At 32.2% G+C, this 18,410-nt stretch carries 20 protein-coding genes and 1 pseudogene; 11 read left to right on the top strand and 10 right to left on the bottom strand.

The genetic code is table 11. From position 1 onward, the window contains the following. Positions 1 to 128: 128 nt before the first annotated feature. Positions 129 to 1,445 carry an adenosylhomocysteinase gene (gene ahcY, locus AC9UFV_RS06735; protein ID WP_509574123.1) on the bottom strand — a complete coding sequence of 439 codons (1,317 nt, stop codon included), beginning with the start codon at positions 1,443 to 1,445 and terminating at the stop codon, positions 129 to 131. A 286-nt stretch (positions 1,446 to 1,731) separates the two neighbouring features. On the opposite strand from ahcY, the gene AC9UFV_RS06730 reads away from it, so the two are divergent. The 5 genes from AC9UFV_RS06730 (at position 1,732) to AC9UFV_RS06710 (ending at position 7,903) form a co-directional block, all read left to right on the top strand. Next, the gene (locus AC9UFV_RS06730) at positions 1,732 to 2,367 is read left to right on the top strand and encodes a 4'-phosphopantetheinyl transferase family protein (protein WP_509574120.1); all 636 of its coding nucleotides are present in this window, start codon (positions 1,732 to 1,734) and stop codon (positions 2,365 to 2,367) included. 3 nt (positions 2,368 to 2,370) lie between these two features. Further along, entirely contained in the window at positions 2,371 to 3,000 is a 630-nt protein-coding gene (gene pnuC / locus AC9UFV_RS06725; RefSeq protein WP_509574118.1) for a nicotinamide riboside transporter PnuC, read from the top strand. After that, the gene (locus AC9UFV_RS06720) at positions 2,955 to 5,072 is read left to right on the top strand and encodes a DUF4301 family protein (RefSeq protein ID WP_509574116.1); all 2,118 of its coding nucleotides are present in this window, start codon (positions 2,955 to 2,957) and stop codon (positions 5,070 to 5,072) included. Before pnuC ends, AC9UFV_RS06720 begins: the two co-directional genes overlap by 46 nt. 8 nt (positions 5,073 to 5,080) lie before the next feature. Next, positions 5,081 to 5,482, top strand: a complete 402-nt coding sequence (gene arfB / locus AC9UFV_RS06715; RefSeq protein ID WP_509574114.1) for an alternative ribosome rescue aminoacyl-tRNA hydrolase ArfB — start codon at positions 5,081 to 5,083, stop codon at positions 5,480 to 5,482. A 231-nt stretch (positions 5,483 to 5,713) separates the two neighbouring features. Beyond that, on the top strand, positions 5,714 to 7,903 hold the full coding sequence (locus AC9UFV_RS06710) for a TonB-dependent receptor (protein ID WP_509574112.1): 2,190 nt from the start codon (positions 5,714 to 5,716) through the stop codon (positions 7,901 to 7,903). Here the strand turns inward: AC9UFV_RS06710 and AC9UFV_RS06705 are convergent. Then, complete coding sequence (locus tag AC9UFV_RS06705; RefSeq protein ID WP_509574110.1) at positions 7,900 to 8,316, bottom strand: Rieske (2Fe-2S) protein; 417 nt, start codon at positions 8,314 to 8,316, stop codon at positions 7,900 to 7,902. The genes AC9UFV_RS06710 and AC9UFV_RS06705 overlap by 4 nt on opposite strands. A 165-nt stretch (positions 8,317 to 8,481) precedes the next feature. On the opposite strand from AC9UFV_RS06705, the gene greA reads away from it, so the two are divergent. From greA to AC9UFV_RS06690, 3 genes are read left to right on the top strand one after another with little or no spacing between them, the layout of a single operon-like run. After that, positions 8,482 to 8,958: a transcription elongation factor GreA gene (gene greA, locus AC9UFV_RS06700; protein WP_509574108.1), complete on the top strand. Its 477-nt coding sequence runs from the start codon at positions 8,482 to 8,484 to the stop codon at positions 8,956 to 8,958. 18 nt (positions 8,959 to 8,976) lie between these two features. Then, positions 8,977 to 9,366, top strand: coding sequence for an HIT family protein (locus AC9UFV_RS06695; RefSeq protein WP_509574106.1), 390 nt, complete (start codon positions 8,977 to 8,979; stop codon positions 9,364 to 9,366). 32 nt (positions 9,367 to 9,398) lie between these two features. Continuing rightward, on the top strand, positions 9,399 to 10,274 hold the full coding sequence (locus AC9UFV_RS06690) for a hypothetical protein (RefSeq protein WP_509574104.1): 876 nt from the start codon (positions 9,399 to 9,401) through the stop codon (positions 10,272 to 10,274). A 2-nt stretch (positions 10,275 to 10,276) separates the two neighbouring features. On the opposite strand, the gene AC9UFV_RS06685 is transcribed toward AC9UFV_RS06690, so the two are convergent. Continuing rightward, positions 10,277 to 11,428 carry a sensor histidine kinase gene (locus AC9UFV_RS06685; protein ID WP_509574101.1) on the bottom strand — a complete coding sequence of 384 codons (1,152 nt, stop codon included), beginning with the start codon at positions 11,426 to 11,428 and terminating at the stop codon, positions 10,277 to 10,279. A 152-nt stretch (positions 11,429 to 11,580) separates the two neighbouring features. On the opposite strand from AC9UFV_RS06685, the gene AC9UFV_RS06680 reads away from it, so the two are divergent. Continuing rightward, complete coding sequence (locus AC9UFV_RS06680) at positions 11,581 to 12,453, top strand: flavin reductase family protein (protein ID WP_509574099.1); 873 nt, start codon at positions 11,581 to 11,583, stop codon at positions 12,451 to 12,453. A gap of 25 nt (positions 12,454 to 12,478) precedes the next feature. After that, positions 12,479 to 12,853 (top strand): DUF3127 domain-containing protein, encoded by a 375-nt coding sequence (locus AC9UFV_RS06675; protein ID WP_509574097.1) that lies wholly within the window; start codon positions 12,479 to 12,481, stop codon positions 12,851 to 12,853. A gap of 19 nt (positions 12,854 to 12,872) precedes the next feature. On the opposite strand, the gene AC9UFV_RS06670 is transcribed toward AC9UFV_RS06675, so the two are convergent. Then, positions 12,873 to 13,604 carry a phosphatase PAP2 family protein gene (locus AC9UFV_RS06670; RefSeq protein WP_509574096.1) on the bottom strand — a complete coding sequence of 244 codons (732 nt, stop codon included), beginning with the start codon at positions 13,602 to 13,604 and terminating at the stop codon, positions 12,873 to 12,875. Between the two features lie 9 nt (positions 13,605 to 13,613). Then, positions 13,614 to 14,585 carry a phosphatase PAP2 family protein gene (locus AC9UFV_RS06665; protein ID WP_509574094.1) on the bottom strand — a complete coding sequence of 324 codons (972 nt, stop codon included), beginning with the start codon at positions 14,583 to 14,585 and terminating at the stop codon, positions 13,614 to 13,616. Between the two features lie 80 nt (positions 14,586 to 14,665). Here AC9UFV_RS06665 and aat point away from each other — a divergent pair, with 80 nt between their 5' ends. Further along, positions 14,666 to 15,310, top strand: a complete 645-nt coding sequence (gene aat, locus AC9UFV_RS06660; protein ID WP_509574092.1) for a leucyl/phenylalanyl-tRNA--protein transferase — start codon at positions 14,666 to 14,668, stop codon at positions 15,308 to 15,310. On the opposite strand, the gene AC9UFV_RS06655 is transcribed toward aat, so the two are convergent. The 5 genes and pseudogenes from AC9UFV_RS06655 to AC9UFV_RS06635 form a co-directional block, all read right to left on the bottom strand. Beyond that, the gene (locus tag AC9UFV_RS06655; protein WP_509574090.1) at positions 15,307 to 15,867 is read right to left on the bottom strand and encodes a DNA-3-methyladenine glycosylase I; all 561 of its coding nucleotides are present in this window, start codon (positions 15,865 to 15,867) and stop codon (positions 15,307 to 15,309) included. The genes aat and AC9UFV_RS06655 overlap by 4 nt on opposite strands. 114 nt (positions 15,868 to 15,981) lie before the next feature. After that, entirely contained in the window at positions 15,982 to 16,806 is an 825-nt protein-coding gene (tsf, locus tag AC9UFV_RS06650) for a translation elongation factor Ts (protein ID WP_509574089.1), read from the bottom strand. 115 nt (positions 16,807 to 16,921) lie between these two features. Next, a complete protein-coding gene (gene rpsB / locus AC9UFV_RS06645) occupies positions 16,922 to 17,758 on the bottom strand; it encodes a 30S ribosomal protein S2 (RefSeq protein WP_509574087.1) in 837 nt (278 codons plus the stop codon). A 182-nt stretch (positions 17,759 to 17,940) separates the two neighbouring features. After that, entirely contained in the window at positions 17,941 to 18,327 is a 387-nt protein-coding gene (gene rpsI / locus AC9UFV_RS06640; RefSeq protein ID WP_509521449.1) for a 30S ribosomal protein S9, read from the bottom strand. Next, positions 18,327 to 18,410 (bottom strand): annotated as a pseudogene (locus AC9UFV_RS06635) (50S ribosomal protein L13); the annotation flags it as partial. The gene rpsI and the pseudogene AC9UFV_RS06635, both read right to left, overlap by 1 nt.

Genomic DNA, 18,410 nt, shown 5'->3' with positions numbered 1-18,410 from the left:
ATTACAAAAAGTTTAAATGTAAAAAAATAAAAAAACCTCAAATTCATTAAGGTTTCTAAAATCAAAACCCGACAGGTTTAAAAGCCGGTCGGGTTTGAAATTCTTAAATCTAAATTCTTAAATCAAATCTAGTATCTATAGTATTCTGGTTTGAACGGACCTTGAACTTCCACGCCAATATAATCTGCTTGGTCTTGACGTAAAGTTTCCAATTCAACGCCTAGTTTTGCCAAGTGTAACATTGCTACTTTTTCATCTAAATGTTTTGGCAACATATAAACTTCATTTTTGTAGGCAGCGCTGTTTTTCCATAATTCAATTTGAGCTAAAGTTTGGTTCGTAAACGAGTTACTCATTACAAAACTTGGGTGACCTGTAGCACAACCAAGGTTTACCAGACGACCTTCAGCCAAAACAATAATGTCATTTCCAGCAATAGTATATTTGTCAACTTGTGGTTTGATTTCAACTTTTGAAGCACCGTGGTTTTTGTTCAACCAAGCCATATCAATTTCGTTATCAAAATGTCCAATGTTACAAACGATCGTTTTATCTTTCATTTTCTCAAAGTGAGAACCCAAAACGATATCTTTATTTCCAGTAGTTGTAATAATAATATCGGCAGTTTTAATAACCGTATCTAATTTTTTAACTTCAAAACCGTCCATTGCCGCTTGTAAAGCACAAATAGGGTCAATTTCAGTAACCGTTACAATAGATCCAGCACCTCTAAATGAAGCAGCAGTACCTTTTCCAACGTCACCGTAACCACAAACGATTACTCTTTTTCCAGCCAACATAATATCGGTAGCTCTACGAACCGCATCAACAGCACTTTCTTTACAACCGTATTTGTTGTCAAATTTCGATTTTGTAACCGAGTCATTTACGTTAATTGCTGGCATAAACAAAGTTCCGTTTTTCATTCTTTCATATAAACGGTGAACTCCAGTAGTTGTTTCTTCTGATAAACCTTTAATTCCAGGAATTAATTCTGGGTAACGGTCAAAAACCATATTAGTTAAATCTCCACCATCATCCAAAATCATATTCAATGGTTTTCTGTCTTCACCAAAAAATAACGTTTGCTCAATACACCAATCAAAAGATGCTTCGTCAAGACCTTTCCAAGCATAAACTTGAATTCCTGCAGCAGCAATAGCAGCAGCAGCTTGGTCCTGAGTAGAGAAAATATTACAAGAACTCCAAGTAACTTCTGCACCCAAAGCAATTAATGTTTCAATTAAAACCGCAGTTTGAATCGTCATGTGCAAACATCCTGCAATACGAGCCCCTTTAAGCGGTTGTTCGTCTTTGTATTCAGCACGTAGCGCCATCAATCCTGGCATTTCAGCTTCTGCTAATTCAATTTCTTTTCTTCCCCAAGCAGCTAGAGAAATATCTTTTACTTTGAAAGCCACATAAGGCATAGTTGCTGTACTCATTTATAGTATATTTGTATTTGAAATTTTTTGCAAATTTAGGTATTAACTTTGTCATTTAATAATTTTCACAACTTTTTATGAAATGTTTATTTTGTAAAGACTTGAATTTTAAAACAATATAATGCTAATTTCGTTTTTTTGGAGCTATTTCCTGCTATCCGCTAAATCTCTTCTGGCGAACCCCGCCACAAGAGGATACCGCTGCTATCAGGGCTAGCGTTAACTAGAAATTAGAACAATGCGACTTAAATTCATAATTCATAATTCATAATTTACAATTAATCTAATGCCACTTCTCAAAACAATTAATATTAACCCAACTACCGAAATTCTGCTTTGGAAAATCACCGAATCGTTGGCAGAATTGTCTGCAGAAGTCAACTTAAATCCAAAAAACCAACAAAGATTCAACGGAATGAAGTCAGAATTGCACCAACGTGCGTTTCTGAGCGTCCGTAAATTATTGCAATTAAAAGGCTACACCGACTTTGATTTAGACTACGATCAATTTGGTAAACCACATCTAAAAGACGGCAAACACATTTCAATTTCTCATTCCCATGAGTTTGCAACCGTAATTTTTAGCGACGAAATAACAGGAATCGACATTGAATTGCAACGAGATAAAATCATAAGAATTGCCGATAAATTCGTTGAACCAGAATGGGAATTTTTAAATAAAGAAAATCAAGATTACATCCGAAAGTTAACTGTTATCTGGGGAGTTAAAGAATCTATTTTCAAAATTAGAAACGAAGCTGGAATAAGCTTTAAAGATCATATTCACGTTCATTCATTTGAAATAAAAGACCAATCAGGAATTGCCAATTTGCGTTTTCAAAATAAATCAATCCAATTCAAGTATCATTTTATTGAAATAGATAACTTTACTCTGGTTTATGCATTTCAACAAAATCAATAATCAATGATAGAATCCCTTTTTCAACAATACGAAAATTATCCAATAATTGAAATCTATCTTGAAATTACAGCAGTAATATTCGGAATTCTTAGCGTTTGGTTTGCTAAAAAAAATACTATTCTAGTATTTCCAACAGGAATTATTAATACTTCAATTTATGTTTATTTGCTCTGGAAGTGGTCGTTATTGGGCGACATGATGATCAATGGATATTACGTTGTGATGAGTGTTTACGGCTGGTATGTTTGGACACGAAAAAAAGAAGGTGCCGATGAATTCCCAATTTCAAGTATTTCAAAAAAGGAAAAAGGACTTGCTTTTGTAATATTTACGTTAACAATTGCTTTCGTTGTTGCTGTCTATTTATATTTTAATAAATTTACATCATGGTCAGCCTATGTAGATACTTTCGTTACTGGGATTTTCTTTTTAGGGATGTGGCTCATGGCAAAACGAAAAATTGAAAATTGGATTTTATGGATTATTGGAAATACAATATCCGTCCCAATGTACTTTTTTAAGGGATATACCTTTACAAGCATTCAATATATTATATTTACAATCATCGCCATATACGGCTATTTAGAATGGAAGAAAACCTTAAACAACTCCAGCTCCCTGGGAACGCAATAATTAAAATTGCCATTTACGGTCCTGAAAGTACAGGAAAAACTACCTTGTGCAATCAGTTAGCAGCTCATTTCAATACGGAATGGGCGCCAGAATTTGCTCGTGATTATTTGCAACAAAAATGGGATTCTAAAAAGGAAATTTGTTCTCCTGATGATTTATTGCCAATCGCCATTGGGCAAATCAAACTCGAAAATAGCGCCTTGCAAAAAGCCAATAATTACCTTTTTGTAGATACATGCTTAATGACAACCAAAGTTTTTTCTGAAATGTATTATGGTTTTTGTGATTCTAAATTGGATAAAGCAGCACGAAAACATAAGTACGATTTATTTTTCCTAACCAATATTGATGTGCCTTGGGAAAAAGACGATTTGAGGGATTCTCCAAATGACAGAGAAACTACATTTGAAAAATTCAAACATACATTAATTGAAAATAATAAACCATTTATTGTTCTAACAGGAAATCCAGAAATTCGATTTCAAAAAGCAATAGCAATAATTGAAAGTTTAACCAAAGCAAAAAAACTCGGATTTTCTTCACAAGATTTCCTTCAGATTTTAGATTCGGAAGTTCCAATTACCGAGATTGAAAAGCAAATTTCAATTTATAAAAATGGAATTCCAAAAGCCAATCTAAATCGACCAGCAATTATTAATGATGGAATTTTAAAGTTATCCGATGAAGAATTCCAAAGCTATTCATCACTATTTGATTCAAAAAAAGACAATTTCAAGCTAAAGAAGTTTATTCCAGCATCGGGAGCTGCAAGTAGAATGTTCAAGTTTTTAAATGAATTTTTAAATGAATTTGATCTAGAAAACGAAACAGTAAATGCCTATATCAATAGGAAAAATGCAATTGAACTAACTGTTTTCTTAGCTGGATTAGAGAAATTTCCTTTCTTCAAAGCTATAAATAATAAACTATTTGAAGAGTTTCCTGATTTTAAATCTTGGAGTAAAGACAAGCAATATTATTATTTCATCAAATTGATGTTGGATGAAAATCACTTTGACTTTTCAAACAAACCAAAAGGAGTTTTACCTTTTCATCAATACCCAAATCAAATTGTAACTCCAATAGAGGAACATTTAAAAGAAAGTGTTTTGTATGCTTGTGCAAATGGGGTTTCAAATTTGCATTTCACCGTTTCTGAAACACATAAATCCCAATTTGAAAGCACTTTATTGAATGTTAAAAGTAAAATTGAAGAAACTTCAGGCACTAAAATAAACATTGTCTTTTCACATCAAAAAAAGCATACAGATAGTATTGCTGTAGATTCTGAAAACAAACCTTTCAGAAATGAAAATGGAGAATTGGTTTTTAGACCCGGCGGACATGGAGCATTAATTGAAAATTTCAGTTCCCTTGAAGCCGATATAGTTTATATAAAAAATATCGATAATGTAATTCTAAATGGAGCAGAAACTATCGCTTTTTACAAAAAAGGTTTGGCCGGACTTTTAATTGAATTGCAAGGAAAAGTAAATTCTTATTTATTAAAAATAGATTCGATTGTTGAAAATGAAACCCAAGAATTATTGAATTTTATTGAAAACCAGTTGAATTATAAAGTAAATCTTGATTTTTCAAAATATACCTTAGAAAATAAAATTAGCTATTTGAAGGAAATTTTGAATCGCCCAATTCGGGTTTGCGGAATGGTAAAAAATGAAGGTGAACCAGGCGGAGGCCCATTTTGGGTAACCGATGCCAATGGGAATACCACTTTGCAAATTGTTGAATCGGCCCAAATTGATTTCAGTAATGAAAAACAGACTTTAATTGCTAGTAATGCAAGTCATTTTAATCCTGTAGATTTGGTTTGCGGTCTTAAAGATTACAATGGTTTAAAGTTTGACTTTAGTAATTTCATCGATCACAATAGTGGCTTTATCGTTGAAAAAACCAAATTTGGGAAACCAATTAAAGCATATGAATTGCCAGGTTTATGGAATGGAGCAATGGCCAATTGGATTACTATTTTTGTTGAGGTTCCGTTAATTACATTTAATCCAGTGAAAACGGTCAACGATTTATTGAAACCCGCACATCAAAATCATTAAATTCACTAATGGAAAAAGAAAAATTGATTTCCGAATTGCAATTTAAAGCAGTCCGAAGTAGCGGCGCCGGCGGACAAAATGTAAATAAAGTGTCCTCAAAAGTGGTACTTTCATTCGATGTAAAAAATTCTAATGCATTTTCAAATGAAGAAAAAAATCTTCTAGAAATAAATTTATCATCCCGACTCACCAACGAACAAATTTTGATTTTGAATTGTGACGAAGATAGAAGCCAACTCAAAAATAAAGAAATTGTAATTAAAAGGTTCCTTGCAATTTTAGAACAAGGATTGTACATTCCAAAAATTCGTAAAGCGACAAAAATCCCTAAATCAGTTATTAGAAAAAGATTAAAGGATAAAAAGAATTTATCGGAAACTAAAAAGAACAGAAAGAAACCAGAATTTTAATTTTTTCGTAATTCATTTTTCGTATTTCAAAATTTATAAACTACTTTTGTACCGTCTCAAAGGGGTGCTGGTTTCCAAAACGGAATATTGGCTGAGATTATACCCAAAGAACCTGGGCAGGTAATGCTGCCAAGGGAAATAATGAAAATAGAGTTAATTGCTCTTTTTTTCAATGAACAATAAATTATCAATTGAATAATTTACCCCTTATTATTCGTAACTATTTTACGAATGAAAAATATTTTCAAATTTCAACCAAATTGCATAAGATTTTTTAATCTTTCCTCTATTTTCTTTTTTCTTATCTCTTTTGGTGCTTTTTCCCAAGAAACTAAAAAAGACACCACAAAAATCAACGAACTTGATGCTGTTTTAGTTTCAGCAATTCGAATAGATTCAAAAACGCCTGTTACATTTACAAATTTGAATAAAAAAGAATTTAAAACCCGAAATTTAGGTCAGGACATTCCCATTTTGATGAATTATTTACCGTCTGTAGTCACTACCTCTGATGCCGGAAACGGGATTGGATACACCGGAATTCGTGTTCGAGGTAGTGATGCCTCTCGTGTAAACATCACTATAAATGGGATCCCCTATAATGACTCAGAAAGTCAAGGAACTTTTTGGGTGAACATGCCCGATTTTGCTTCTTCACTTGAAAGTGTTCAATTGCAACGCGGAGTAGGATCATCAACAAATGGATCAGGAGCTTTTGGTGCAAGTTTGAACATGTTGACCGATAATTATTCAAAAACGAGCAGCGGAGAAATTTCAAACTCTGGAGGAAGTTTTAATTCAAGAAAAAGCACTGTAAAATTCAGCACCGGATTAATGAATGACCAATTTGAAATCGCTGGCCGCATGTCGGTATTAAAATCAGATGGATATGTAGATCGAGCAAGTTCCGATTTAAAGTCCTATTTTTTACAAGGAACCTATGTTGGAAAAACAACCTTAGTCAAAGCTTTAGTATTTGGGGGAAAAGAGAAAACATATCAATCTTGGAATGGAATTGATGCAGCTACTTTGGAAAATAATAGAACTTTTAATTCAGCTGGAATGTATACTGATGAGTTTGGGAATATTCGGTACTACGATAATGAAACCGATAACTACCAACAGGATCACTATCAATTGCATTGGAATGAAAAAATTTCTGATAAATGGAATACCAATTTGGCTTTTCATTATACCCAAGGACAAGGATATTTTGAAAACTATATTGAAGATGCAGCTTTCGCAGATTATGGATTGTTGCCTGTTGGAACCGAAGTTACAACCGATTTAATTCGTCAAAAATGGTTGGATAATGATTTTTACGGAACAACTTTTTCATCAAATTATAAAGATGAAAAGTTAAATTTAGTTATTGGAGGAGCATACAATAAATACGAAGGGGCTCATTTCGGAAATGTAATTTGGGCTCGTTTTGCTTCACAAAGTGAGTTAGGAGATCGTTATTACGATGATTTTGCCACTAAAACAGACGGGAATTTATTTGTAAAAGCGAATTTTCAATTGACAGATAAATTATGTCTTTACGGAGATTTGCAATTGAGAAATGTTCATTATAAGGCAAACAGTTTAGAAACAGGACTGGTAAATGATAATTTTAATTTTTTCAATCCAAAGGCAGGATTTAATTACGATTTAAATTCTAAAAACTCGATTTATTTTTCTTTCGCCAGAGCAAATAGAGAGCCAAATCGTGATGACTATACTAGCGGAGATCCTAAACCAGAGCAATTGAATGATTTTGAATTAGGATGGAGATTGGCGACAGAAAAGTCAAAGGTAAATGTTACCGCATATTATATGAAATACAAAAACCAGTTGGTATTAACAGGTGCTCTAAGTGATGTGGGAGCTCCTTTAAGAGAAAATGTTGGAGATAGTTATCGTTTAGGATTGGAAGTAGATGCTACTATTTATATTTCTAATAAATGGTTACTTCGACCAAATATTGCATTAAGCCAAAATAAAAATCAAGATTATTATTTTCAAAAAGACGGAAACCTTGTGAATTTAGGAGATACAAATATTGCTTTTTCTCCTAATATTGTTGCAGGAAACTGTGTAACATTTGCGCCAAGCGAAAATCTTCAATTTAGTATTTTATCAAAGTTTGTTGGCAAACAGTTTATGGGGAATATTGATTCAGTAAATTCTGAATTGCCGAGTTATTTCGTAAACGATTTGAATATATCGTATGAAATCCAACCAAAAAATGTTTTTAAATCGGTGTTGTTTTCTGTTTTAGTGAATAATCTTTTGAACACTAAATACGTTTCAAATGGTTATTATTTCACTTATGATGACACTTGGACCAATCCAGGAAATACAATTACGATGGACGGAGCAGGGTATTATCCTCAAGCAGGAATTAATTTCTTAGCAGGTATTTCGTTGAAATTTTAATTATATACTCGAATAATTGCACCTATTGTTTCTACACGGTAAGGTTTCATGGGATATTCTTTGCCTGGACTTTGTCCTGTAAAAAGATTATACAAATCATTATCGCAATTGCATTTTGCATTTATTCCGATGACAACCATTGTAGAACATGCGCTTAATGCTTGGTTTGGGCAAGCCGCATCGTAGGCTACATAGGAGGTCCCCGTGGTATTGAAAACAATAATTCCTCGCGCACCAGCATTAGGAATGTACATTCCGTTACTTACAAATTTCAGATTATTGTAGGTTGGTAAATCAGTATTTATATCTATAGAAAAACTATAATTTGGAATATAAGGGTTGCTATTATTAAATTGGTCATTGCTGCAATTGCAAAGAATAAATATCAAAAGAATAAAAATGTATTTTCTCATATTGAAATTTTATTAAAAGAATAGTGGTAACAAATTTAAATTATTTAACTTTGAATTATATATGATTTTCATATATTTATTTGAATAAAAAAAATAACAACTATCTTTGTAAAAAGAAATCCCGTCCCGATGGGATTTTTTCTATTTTATATAAATGATTAAATTATGAGTGAAGTATCTTATTATACCGCTGAAGGATTAAAGAAATTAAGAGAAGAATTGGATTATTTGAAGAATGTGATGAGACCAAAAGCGTCTCAGGACATTGCTGATGCTAGGGATAAAGGTGATTTGTCAGAGAATGCCGAATACGATGCAGCAAAAGAAGCCCAAGGAATGTTAGAAATGAGAATTGCTAAATTGGAAGAGGTACATGCTAACGCTCGATTAATTGACGAAACTCAATTGGACGTTTCAAAAGTTTTGGTTTTATCTAATGTTAAAATCAAAAATTTAACCAATTCTATGGAATTAAAATACACTTTGGTTGCGGAAAGTGAAGCCGATTTAAAATCCGGAAAAATTTCTGTAACATCACCAATTGGGAAAGGTTTATTAGGAAAATCTGTAGGAGAAATTGCTGAAATTACTGTACCAAATGGTATTTTGAAATTTGAAATTTTGGAAGTTTCTAGAGATTAATCAAATCCAAATTCAACAATGTCAAGTATTTTTTCAAAAATCGTAAACGGAGAAATTCCATGTTATAAAGTCGCTGAAGATGATAATTTTTTAGCTTTTTTAGACGTAAATCCAAATGCTGAAGGACATACTTTATGCATTCCAAAGAAAGAAGTTGACAAGATTTTTGACCTTGATGACGAACTTTATAAAGGCTTAATGCAATTTTCAAAAAAAGTGGCTATCGCTTTAGAAAAAACAGTTCCTTGTAAGCGAATTGGGATGAGTGTTATCGGTTTAGAAGTTCCACACGCCCATGTTCATTTGATTCCACTAAATACAATGGAAGATATTCGTTTCCAAAAGAAAGTCACTATATCGAAAGAGGAATTCCTTGATTTGGCATTAAAAATCCAAGGAAATTTATAAATAATTCTATTATTCATTTAAAATACAAACACATGAAAAAATCATTTATTGTTTTATTAATGTTGTTTGTAACATTCTCCTACTCTCAGGACGAATACAACCACAACTATTATTGGAATTTTCAAGATAATACGAAAGCAATTGTTGGATTTCCTACATGTTACGTTCGTAAAAGTCCAAACGTCATATCGTATGTATTGGATTCACTTCAATTAGGAACCGAAGTAAGGGTTAAAAGCACATCAGAATCACTTCATAAATTAAAAGGAATTAATGTTTCATGGGTTGATATAGAATATAAAAATCAAGCAGGAGAAACTAAAGCAGGCTATGTTTGGAAAGGGTTATTAGCTTTGAATTACGTCAAAAACGGCTCATTAACCTATTTAACTACCATTGATAAAATTGAAAAAATAAAATCTCAAGAATATTTCAATGAGAATTTTTTTATTACAGTAAAAATTTTAAACAAGGAAAACCAATTATTGGATGCTAATACCATTAAAAAATGTTTGTCTGAAAGTTCCTATTTTCAAAATAAAACAATAGGCCATTTAGGGTTATCCCAATTGCAGAATATTTATAGAATTTCATTCAGCGGGGAAGCATGTGGCATTCCTACATTTGATTATTATTTTGGGTGGAACGGCAAAAAATTTCAACCATTACCTGAAAGAATGAATGTTGTAGATGCGGATGTTTTTTACCATTCAGAAGAGTTTGTATTTCCATCTGAAAAAGGAGGAAAGCCCGATAGGATTATCAAAAAAATTGAAGATGCAGAATTAATTGAGGAGACAGACCACGTTTATAACATGTTAAATGAGGAAGAATATTATAAATGGAACGGTGAAAAAGCCACTCTCATCAATAAAAGTAAAGCCAGAAAAACCAAGAAAAAATTATAAAATTATTTTGTTTTTCTAAAGCTAATTTGAAATGTAGTTCCTTTATTAATTTCGGAATTCAGTACTTTTATTCTACCGTCATGGTATTCTTCAACAATTCTCTTCGTTAAAGAAAGTCCCAATCCCCAACCTCTTTTTTTGGTTGTAAAACCAGGTTCAAATATTTTTTTGAATTGCTTTTTTGGGATTCCTTTTCCCGAATCGGTTACATTTATTTTTACAAATTCGCCTTCTATAGAAATCGCCACAGCAAGTTTTCCTTTCCCTCTCATAGCATCAATTGCATTTTTTACAATGTTCTCAATGATCCAACTGAATAGAATTGGATTTAGAGAAACAAAAACAGGGAAATCTGGAGCTTTAAATGAAAACTCAACTTGTTTTGAAAATCTAGATTGTAAATATTGAAAAGAATTTTCAGTTTCTGAGATAATGTCTTTAGTTTCTAGAATAGGTTCAGAACCAATTTTTGAAAATCGATCGGTAATATTTTGAAGTCTTTGTATGTCTTTTTCAATTTCTGCTACTGTAGAATCAGCAACATTTTCTGCTTTTAATATTTCTAACCAGCCAATTAATGACGAAAGTGGAGTTCCAATTTGATGCGCAGTTTCTTTAGCCATTCCTGCCCAAAGTTTGTTTTCTGTTGCCATTTTGGTACTTCTATAAAAATTATATACCAGAAGGGCAAAGAGTAAAATAATCAATAAAAAAGCAATTGGAAAATAGATAAGGTTGTTCAATCGATCGGAATTTCCGTAGTAGATATTTCTGAATTTCCCAGGGACATATTCAAATTTTATAGGATCGTTTTCTTTTTTTAATTTTTTTAAAATTGCTTTCGCTTCATTAGGAATCGACATTAACTTTTCGTCAATATTGTTATGGCCGATGATACTATCTTTTTCATCAGTTAAAATAATTGGAATTGTTTTATTATCTCCAATTATTCTACTTGGCAAGGCTACTTCGGTATTGATATCTGAGGTAATTAAAGTTTTTTGCGCCTCCGACCAATATTCCATCTTTAAACGCTCTTCATTTTTAAAAATTTGAAAAAAAGAGTAAGTATTCCAGAGTATGAAAACTATGAAGATAAAGGAGGAAAATATTATAAACCACCGAGTAAAATTTCGTTTGTTTGAAAACTGCATAAGTTACTTTTGAAAGTAATAATAACGATAAATATAATAAAATAATATGATTATGATAACAGAAAAGTAAATTGTAATTTCATTATCAATATTAGAATCAATATTGCTTCATTTTTGAAACCAATTTATTATATTTGTTTAAATAGATTTTTATGGTAAGTATTGATCCAAAGAACGTTTCTTCTGCTAAATTACAGGGTTATTTGCAAAGTGCTGTAGGCCCGCGACCTATTGCTTTTGCTAGCACTATTGATAAAAATGGAGTTCCAAATTTATCGCCGTTTAGTTTTTTTAATATTTTTAGTGCGAATCCACCAATATTGATATTTTCACCTGCCAGACGTGTTCGCGACAATACAATAAAACACACTTTAATTAATGCTGAAGCTACTCGAGAAGTAGTTATTAATGTTGTTAATTTTGATATAGTTCAACAAACATCTCTTTCAAGTTCTGAATATCCAGATGGCGTAAATGAATTTATAAAAGCAGGATTTACTGCAATACCTTCTGAAACGATAAAACCTTATCGTGTGGCACAATCACCAGTTCAGTTTGAATGCAAAGTAAACGAAATTATTAGTTTGGGAACTCAAGGAGGAGCTGGTAATTTAGTTATTTGTGAAATTTTAAAAATGCACATTTGCGAATCAGTTTTAGATGAAAATGGCAATATTGATCCATTTAAAATTGATTTGGTTTCAAGAATGGGAGGAAACTGGTATTCAAGAGCCAATCAAGGTTTGTTTGAAGTTGCTAAACCCATCACAACATTAGGTATAGGAGTGGATCAAATTCCAAATTTTGTTAAGGAAAGTACTATTTTTGATGGAAACGATTTGGGGAAATTAGGGAATATTGAAGCGTTGCCCACAACAGAAGAAATTAATATATTTGTAAAACAGAATTTTGCTGTTAAAGGTGTTTTGAGCGCTGACGATCAATTAAAACAATTTAAAAAAGCAAAAGAATATTTAGATCAAAACGATGTAGATTCCGCTTGGAAAGTACTATTAGCAAAATAATTCATAATAAATTAAAAGAAGTAAAATGGAAGTATCAGGGAAAATTAAAATGCTTGGGGAATCAAAAAATGTAGGAAGCGGAAGTTTCTTAAAAAGAGAATTAGTGGTTACTACCGACGAGCAATATCCACAACACATTTTAGTTGAATTCGTTCAAGACAAATGTGATTTATTAAATAATTACCAAGTAGGTGATGCTGTAAAAGTATCTATCAATTTGAGAGGTCGCGAATGGGTTGATCCTCAAGGAGTAACAAAATATTTCAATGCAATTCAAGGTTGGAGAGTAGAAAAATTAGGCACTGCTGCTCCTGCGCAAGCTGCTCCAATGCCAGCTGCCGAAACATTTGCTCCAGCTGAAAATTTTAAAGAAGAAGAGCACGACGATTTGCCGTTCTAATAATATAATTGATTAAATATCAATTTTTAATTAATAAACCTATGCCGTAATTTGTTCCTATTTGAGGGTAAACTAAGGCATGGGTTTTATTTTTACCAAAAGTTAGCGATTTAAACGGACTCCAATAAGATACTACAAGTCCCACCGCTGTTCCAATTCCAGCACCGGCCAAAACGTCTGAAGTAAAATGCCTATTGTTAGCAATTCTTAAAAATCCAGTTGCTGTTGCAAATAAATAGCCGCTACTTGCATACCAAATATTGGCATCTTTATATTCATAAAATAATATCGAAGCATTGGTAAAAGCGGTAGCTGTGTGTCCAGATGGAAAGCTATATTCATCTGATGCATCAGGACGAACTGCTTTAAATGAGTGTTTCATTGATTTTACAATACCTCCCATTATTGCATTAGATACTAAAATATTTATTGTTTGACGAAGTGCATTATGTTTCGGTTTTAAGCCTAAATATCGTCCGCCATAAATTTGTAAAACAGCTTCATATTGAAGAAAGTCGTCGATTTTATTATGAAAATCATGGCCAAGCACTTTTCTAAAATCGTTTTGTAAATTAGAATTCATTGGAGTATTTTTCATTAGCAATCCTCCAGAAATCAATACACTTGGAATAATAAATTGCTTATATGAAAGCTTTTCTTCTTTTATCAATAATGAAATTGAATCTTTTTGTTGTGCATTCCCAATAAATGAAATAAGTAAGGCAATTACAATATATATTTTTACTTTCATTTTTTGGAATTAAAAAGTGATGTTTGCGCCGATAAAGTTATACCCAAAACTTCTGGAAGCGTTTACATTAAAGGTGAATTTTTTTGGAGCATCAATAGTTAAATTCGTTTTTTTAATTTTACTATTTGCAACATTTTTACCGATTATATAACCCATAACTAATGCTATTGGATAATCTGAATACCAGTGAACATTAGCTTGAACCATTTCAAATCCTAATAAACCAATTAAACTGTAACCTACAGGTTTTATCCATTTTTTATCAGGATAATTAGTTAAAAGTACATTTAAAGCCGCTGTTGCTGTCATAACATGTCCCGACGGCATTGCGTCATAATTTGGTGTGTTTTTCCCATAAGCACTAAAGCTCGGAAACGGATTCCAATCTCCACCAGGATTTCCATCAACAATTGCTGGTGCTGGACTTTGTCTGCCAGAAACTCTTTTTATTGTTTGGCTAAAAACACCACAAACCAATAGACTTTCAACTAATCCGGTAGCGGTATTTAGGGAGCGATAATCTTTATTTATTAATCCATATGTTGCAAATCCCATACTCATCAATAAAGGGGTAGTTCCGTTTCCAATTAGATAGATTGCCGATGTTATGTCGGATGGTATATTTTCCAAAGGACCAAAATGATGATACTTTGCAAAGTCTTTAAGTCCTATTCGTTCTCCAAGTATTCTAGATTGTTCAAGTAAATGCTGGTCTTGAGGAATTATTGCAATTGTCATAGCCGTTGCTCCTCCAAGTGCAATTAAGTTCTCTTTGTATCCAAAATCATTCACCGTGCTATAAACATTTTTAGGAATATTGGTAATCATTTCAAAAAAACGAGGTTTTTTATAGGTGTAAATTTCACCATTCTTATTGGTGTAACTTTGATACATAATATCGTTAGAAATACTGTCTTTTATTTGAGATAAAACTACAGTTGAAGTAAATAATAGTGATAGTAGAATTACTAATTTTCTCATTTAAATTTTTTTTATAAAGATATTGCTAATTTTGTTTAAATTAAATTAATACAATTAAATTCTAATAATTTTCAATATAAATGTATAAAATTTCTTCCGAATTATTTTTTCCTCCTGTTTCACAAGCCTCTTTTCAAGGGGTACTTGCAGTAGGTGGTGATTTATCTTCTGAGAGATTGATATTGGCCTATAAAAGTGGAATTTTTCCATGGTTTAATCCTGGTGAACCAATACTTTGGTGGGCACCAAAAACAAGAATGGTTTTATTCTTTGAAGAATTGATTATTTCAAAAAGTATGAGAAATGTATTGAATAGAAATAGTTTCAAAGTTACTTTTAACCAAAATTTTAAAGAGGTAATTTCAAATTGTAGTTCTATAATTAGGGAAGGTCAATATGGTGATACTTGGATAAGCCAAGATATGATTGATGCTTATTGCAAGCTTAACGAAATGGAAATTGCTAAATCTGTTGAGGTATGGCTGGATAACGAATTAGTTGGCGGTTTATATGGAATAGATTTAGGAACTGTTTTTTGCGGAGAAAGTATGTTCTCAAAGGTAAGTAATGCCTCTAAAATTGCTTTTATTACTTTGGCAAAACATTTAGAAAAAGAAAATTATAAGTTGTTGGATTGTCAAGTTTATAACGACCACTTGGATAGTCTTGGTTGTAGAGAAATTGATAGAGAACTTTTTATGAAGATACTAAATCCAAGCTCTTAATTTCTTTTCCAGCAATCAGCTACATGATCATCAACCATTCCTGTGGCTTGCATATGAGCATAAACTACAGTTGAACCCACAAATTTAAATCCTCTTTTTTTTAGGTCTTTACTTAATTTGTCAGAAATGGCAGATGTTGCCGGAACTTCTTTTAAACTGCTTGGAGTGTTTACAATGGGTTTATTATCGGTGAAAGCCCAAATATAATTACTAAAACTCCCAAATTCTTCTTGTATTTTTATAAATGAATTTGCGTTAGTTACTGCTGCCCGAATTTTCAATTGGTTTCTAATAATTCCTGCATTTTGAATTAATTCCTGAATTTTGTCTTCTGTATATAATGCTACTTTTAAATAATCAAAGTGGTCAAATGCCAATCGGAAATTTTCTCTTTTTTTTAAGATGGTAATCCAACTCAAACCTGCCTGGAATGTTTCTAATATTAGAAATTCAAATAGTTTTTGGTCGTCATAAACAGGAACTCCCCATTCTTCATCGTGGTATTTTTCATATATATCCATACCTACACACCACTTGCATCTATTTTTTTGGTCCATTTTTATTTTTTTGACACTTTCAAATATAAAAAAATTCCATTTCAAATTACTTCGAAATGGAATTTATATTGGATTAGAATTCTTAAATCTAAACTCAAAAATCTAAAATTATTATTAACCTAAAGAAGCTCTTTTGAAACCAGTAACAGTTAAGTTTTTATCTAAAGATTGAACATAAGCACCAACGCTCATTTTGCTATCTTTAATATAATCTTGGTTTACTAAAGTATTGTCTTTAAAGAAACGAGCTAATTTACCTTTTGCAATATTTTCTAACATCGCTTCAGGTTTTCCTTCTTGACGTAATAAATCTTTTGCAATTTCGATTTCTTTAGCAATGATTTCAGAATCAACACCTTCTTCGTTTAAAGCAATTGGAGACATTGCCGCCGCTTGCATTGCTACATTTCTTGCTGCTTCTTCAGCACCGTCAATATTAGCAGATAAAGCTACAATAGTAGCGATTTTATTTCCAGAGTGGATGTATGATCCGATGAAAGCACCTTCTAATTTCTCAAAAGTTCTGATTTCTAATTTTTCTCCGATAACTCCTGTTTGCTCAATTAATTTTTCAGCAACAGTAATTCCGTTGAAGTCAGCAGCTAAAAATTCTTCTTTTGAATTGAAATTCAAAGCTAAATTAGCCATATCAAAAGCCATTTTTACAAAGCTTTCGTTCATTCCTACGAAATCAGTTTCACAGTTTAATGTGATTACAACACCAACAGTTTTGTCGGCATTAACAACTGCAATTGCAGCTCCTTCAGTAGATTCTCTGTCAGATCTATTAGCAGCAACTTTTTGACCTTTTTTACGAAGGTTTTCAATTGCTAAATCAAAATCTCCATCAGTTTCTACTAATGCTTTTTTGCAGTCCATCATTCCTGCACCTGTGATTGTTCTTAATTTATTTACGTCTGCAGCAGTAATTGTTGCCATAATTATTTAATTTAAAGATTAAAAGATTGAAAAATTTAAAGGATAAAATTAGAGTTAATTTGAAATCAACACTTTAAGTTATCTTTAAATCTTTCAATCTTTAAATTTATTTTTATTATTCTTCAGTTGCTGGAGTTTCTTCCGCTGGAGCTGCTTCTTCTGCAACTACTTCTTCGGTAACTTCTGCTACTACTTCAACTTCAGTAGCTACTTCAACTGCTTCTTCAGCAACTGGAGCTTCAGCATCTCCTTCTTTATCAGAAGTTCTGTTAGCCAATCCGTCTGTGATTGCCGCAGTTACTAAAGTTAGAATTTTCTCAATTGATTTTGAAGCATCATCATTTGCAGGGATAACATAATCAACCTCTCTTGGGTCTGAGTTTGTATCTACCATTGCAAAAACTGGAATGTTTAATTTATGAGCTTCTTTAATTGCGATGTGCTCTGCTTTAATATCTACTACAAATAATGCAGCAGGAAGTCTAGACATATCAGAAATTGAACCTAAGTTTTTCTCTAATTTTGCACGAAGACGATCAACTTGTAAACGCTCTTTTTTAGAAAGAGTCATGAATGTTCCGTCTTTTTTCATTTTATCGATAGTAGCCATTTTTTTAACAGCTTTACGAATAGTAACGAAATTAGTCAACATTCCACCTGGCCATCTTTCGGTGATGTAAGGCATGTTTACATTTTTTGCTTTATCAGCAACGATATCTTTTGCTTGTTTTTTGGTAGCAACAAATAATATTTTTCTACCTGATGCAGCGATTTTTTTCAAAGCGTCATTTGCTTCTTCAATTTTTGCTGCAGTTTTATATAGATTGATAATGTGAATTCCATTACGTTCCATATAAATGTATGGAGCCATATTTGGATCCCATTTTCTAGTCATGTGTCCAAAGTGAACACCTGCTTCTAGTAATTCTTTTACTTCTACTTTGTTTGACATTTTTTGTTTAGTTTACGTTCTGTTGATTAGCAATGGTCCAATAAGCGGTCAGCGATTAGCTATTTGCAGTTGGCTTCATTTAGATGCTAAACTAATTTCAAGCTTTTGCTTGACAACAACAACATTGTTATTAATTCAAATAAATTATCGATGTCTTGTTTAAAAAAACAAAACAGAGAATATTAACGTTTAGAGAATTGGAATCTCTTACGAGCTTTCTTCTGACCGAATTTTTTACGTTCAACCATTCTTGGGTCTCTAGTTAATAAACCTTCTGGTTTCAATACAGCTCTGTTTCCTTCGCCTACTTCACACATTGCTCTTGCAATTGCCATTCTCACAGCTTCTGCTTGACCAGTTGAACCTCCTCCATAAACATTAATTTTTACATCAAAGTTAGAAACGTTGTCAGTTAATGACATTGCTTGTAATACTTTGTATTGTAAAGTAGCTGTTGGAAAATAAGTTGCAAACGGTTTTTTGTTTACTACGATAACTCCTGTTCCTTCTGTAACATAAACACGTGCAACAGCGGTTTTTCTTCTACCTATTTTGTGAATAACTCCCATTATTTAAGATCGTTTAGGTTAACAGTTTTAGGTTTTTGAGCTCCTTGTTTGTGCTCTGAACCAACAACAACATTTAAATTTCT

It is taken from the genome of Flavobacterium sp. (assembly GCF_044349645.1).
GTDB lineage: Bacteria > Bacteroidota > Bacteroidia > Flavobacteriales > Flavobacteriaceae > Flavobacterium.
The sequence above is the reverse complement of the archived record's forward strand: the minus strand, read 5'-3'. Positions and strand labels throughout refer to the sequence as shown.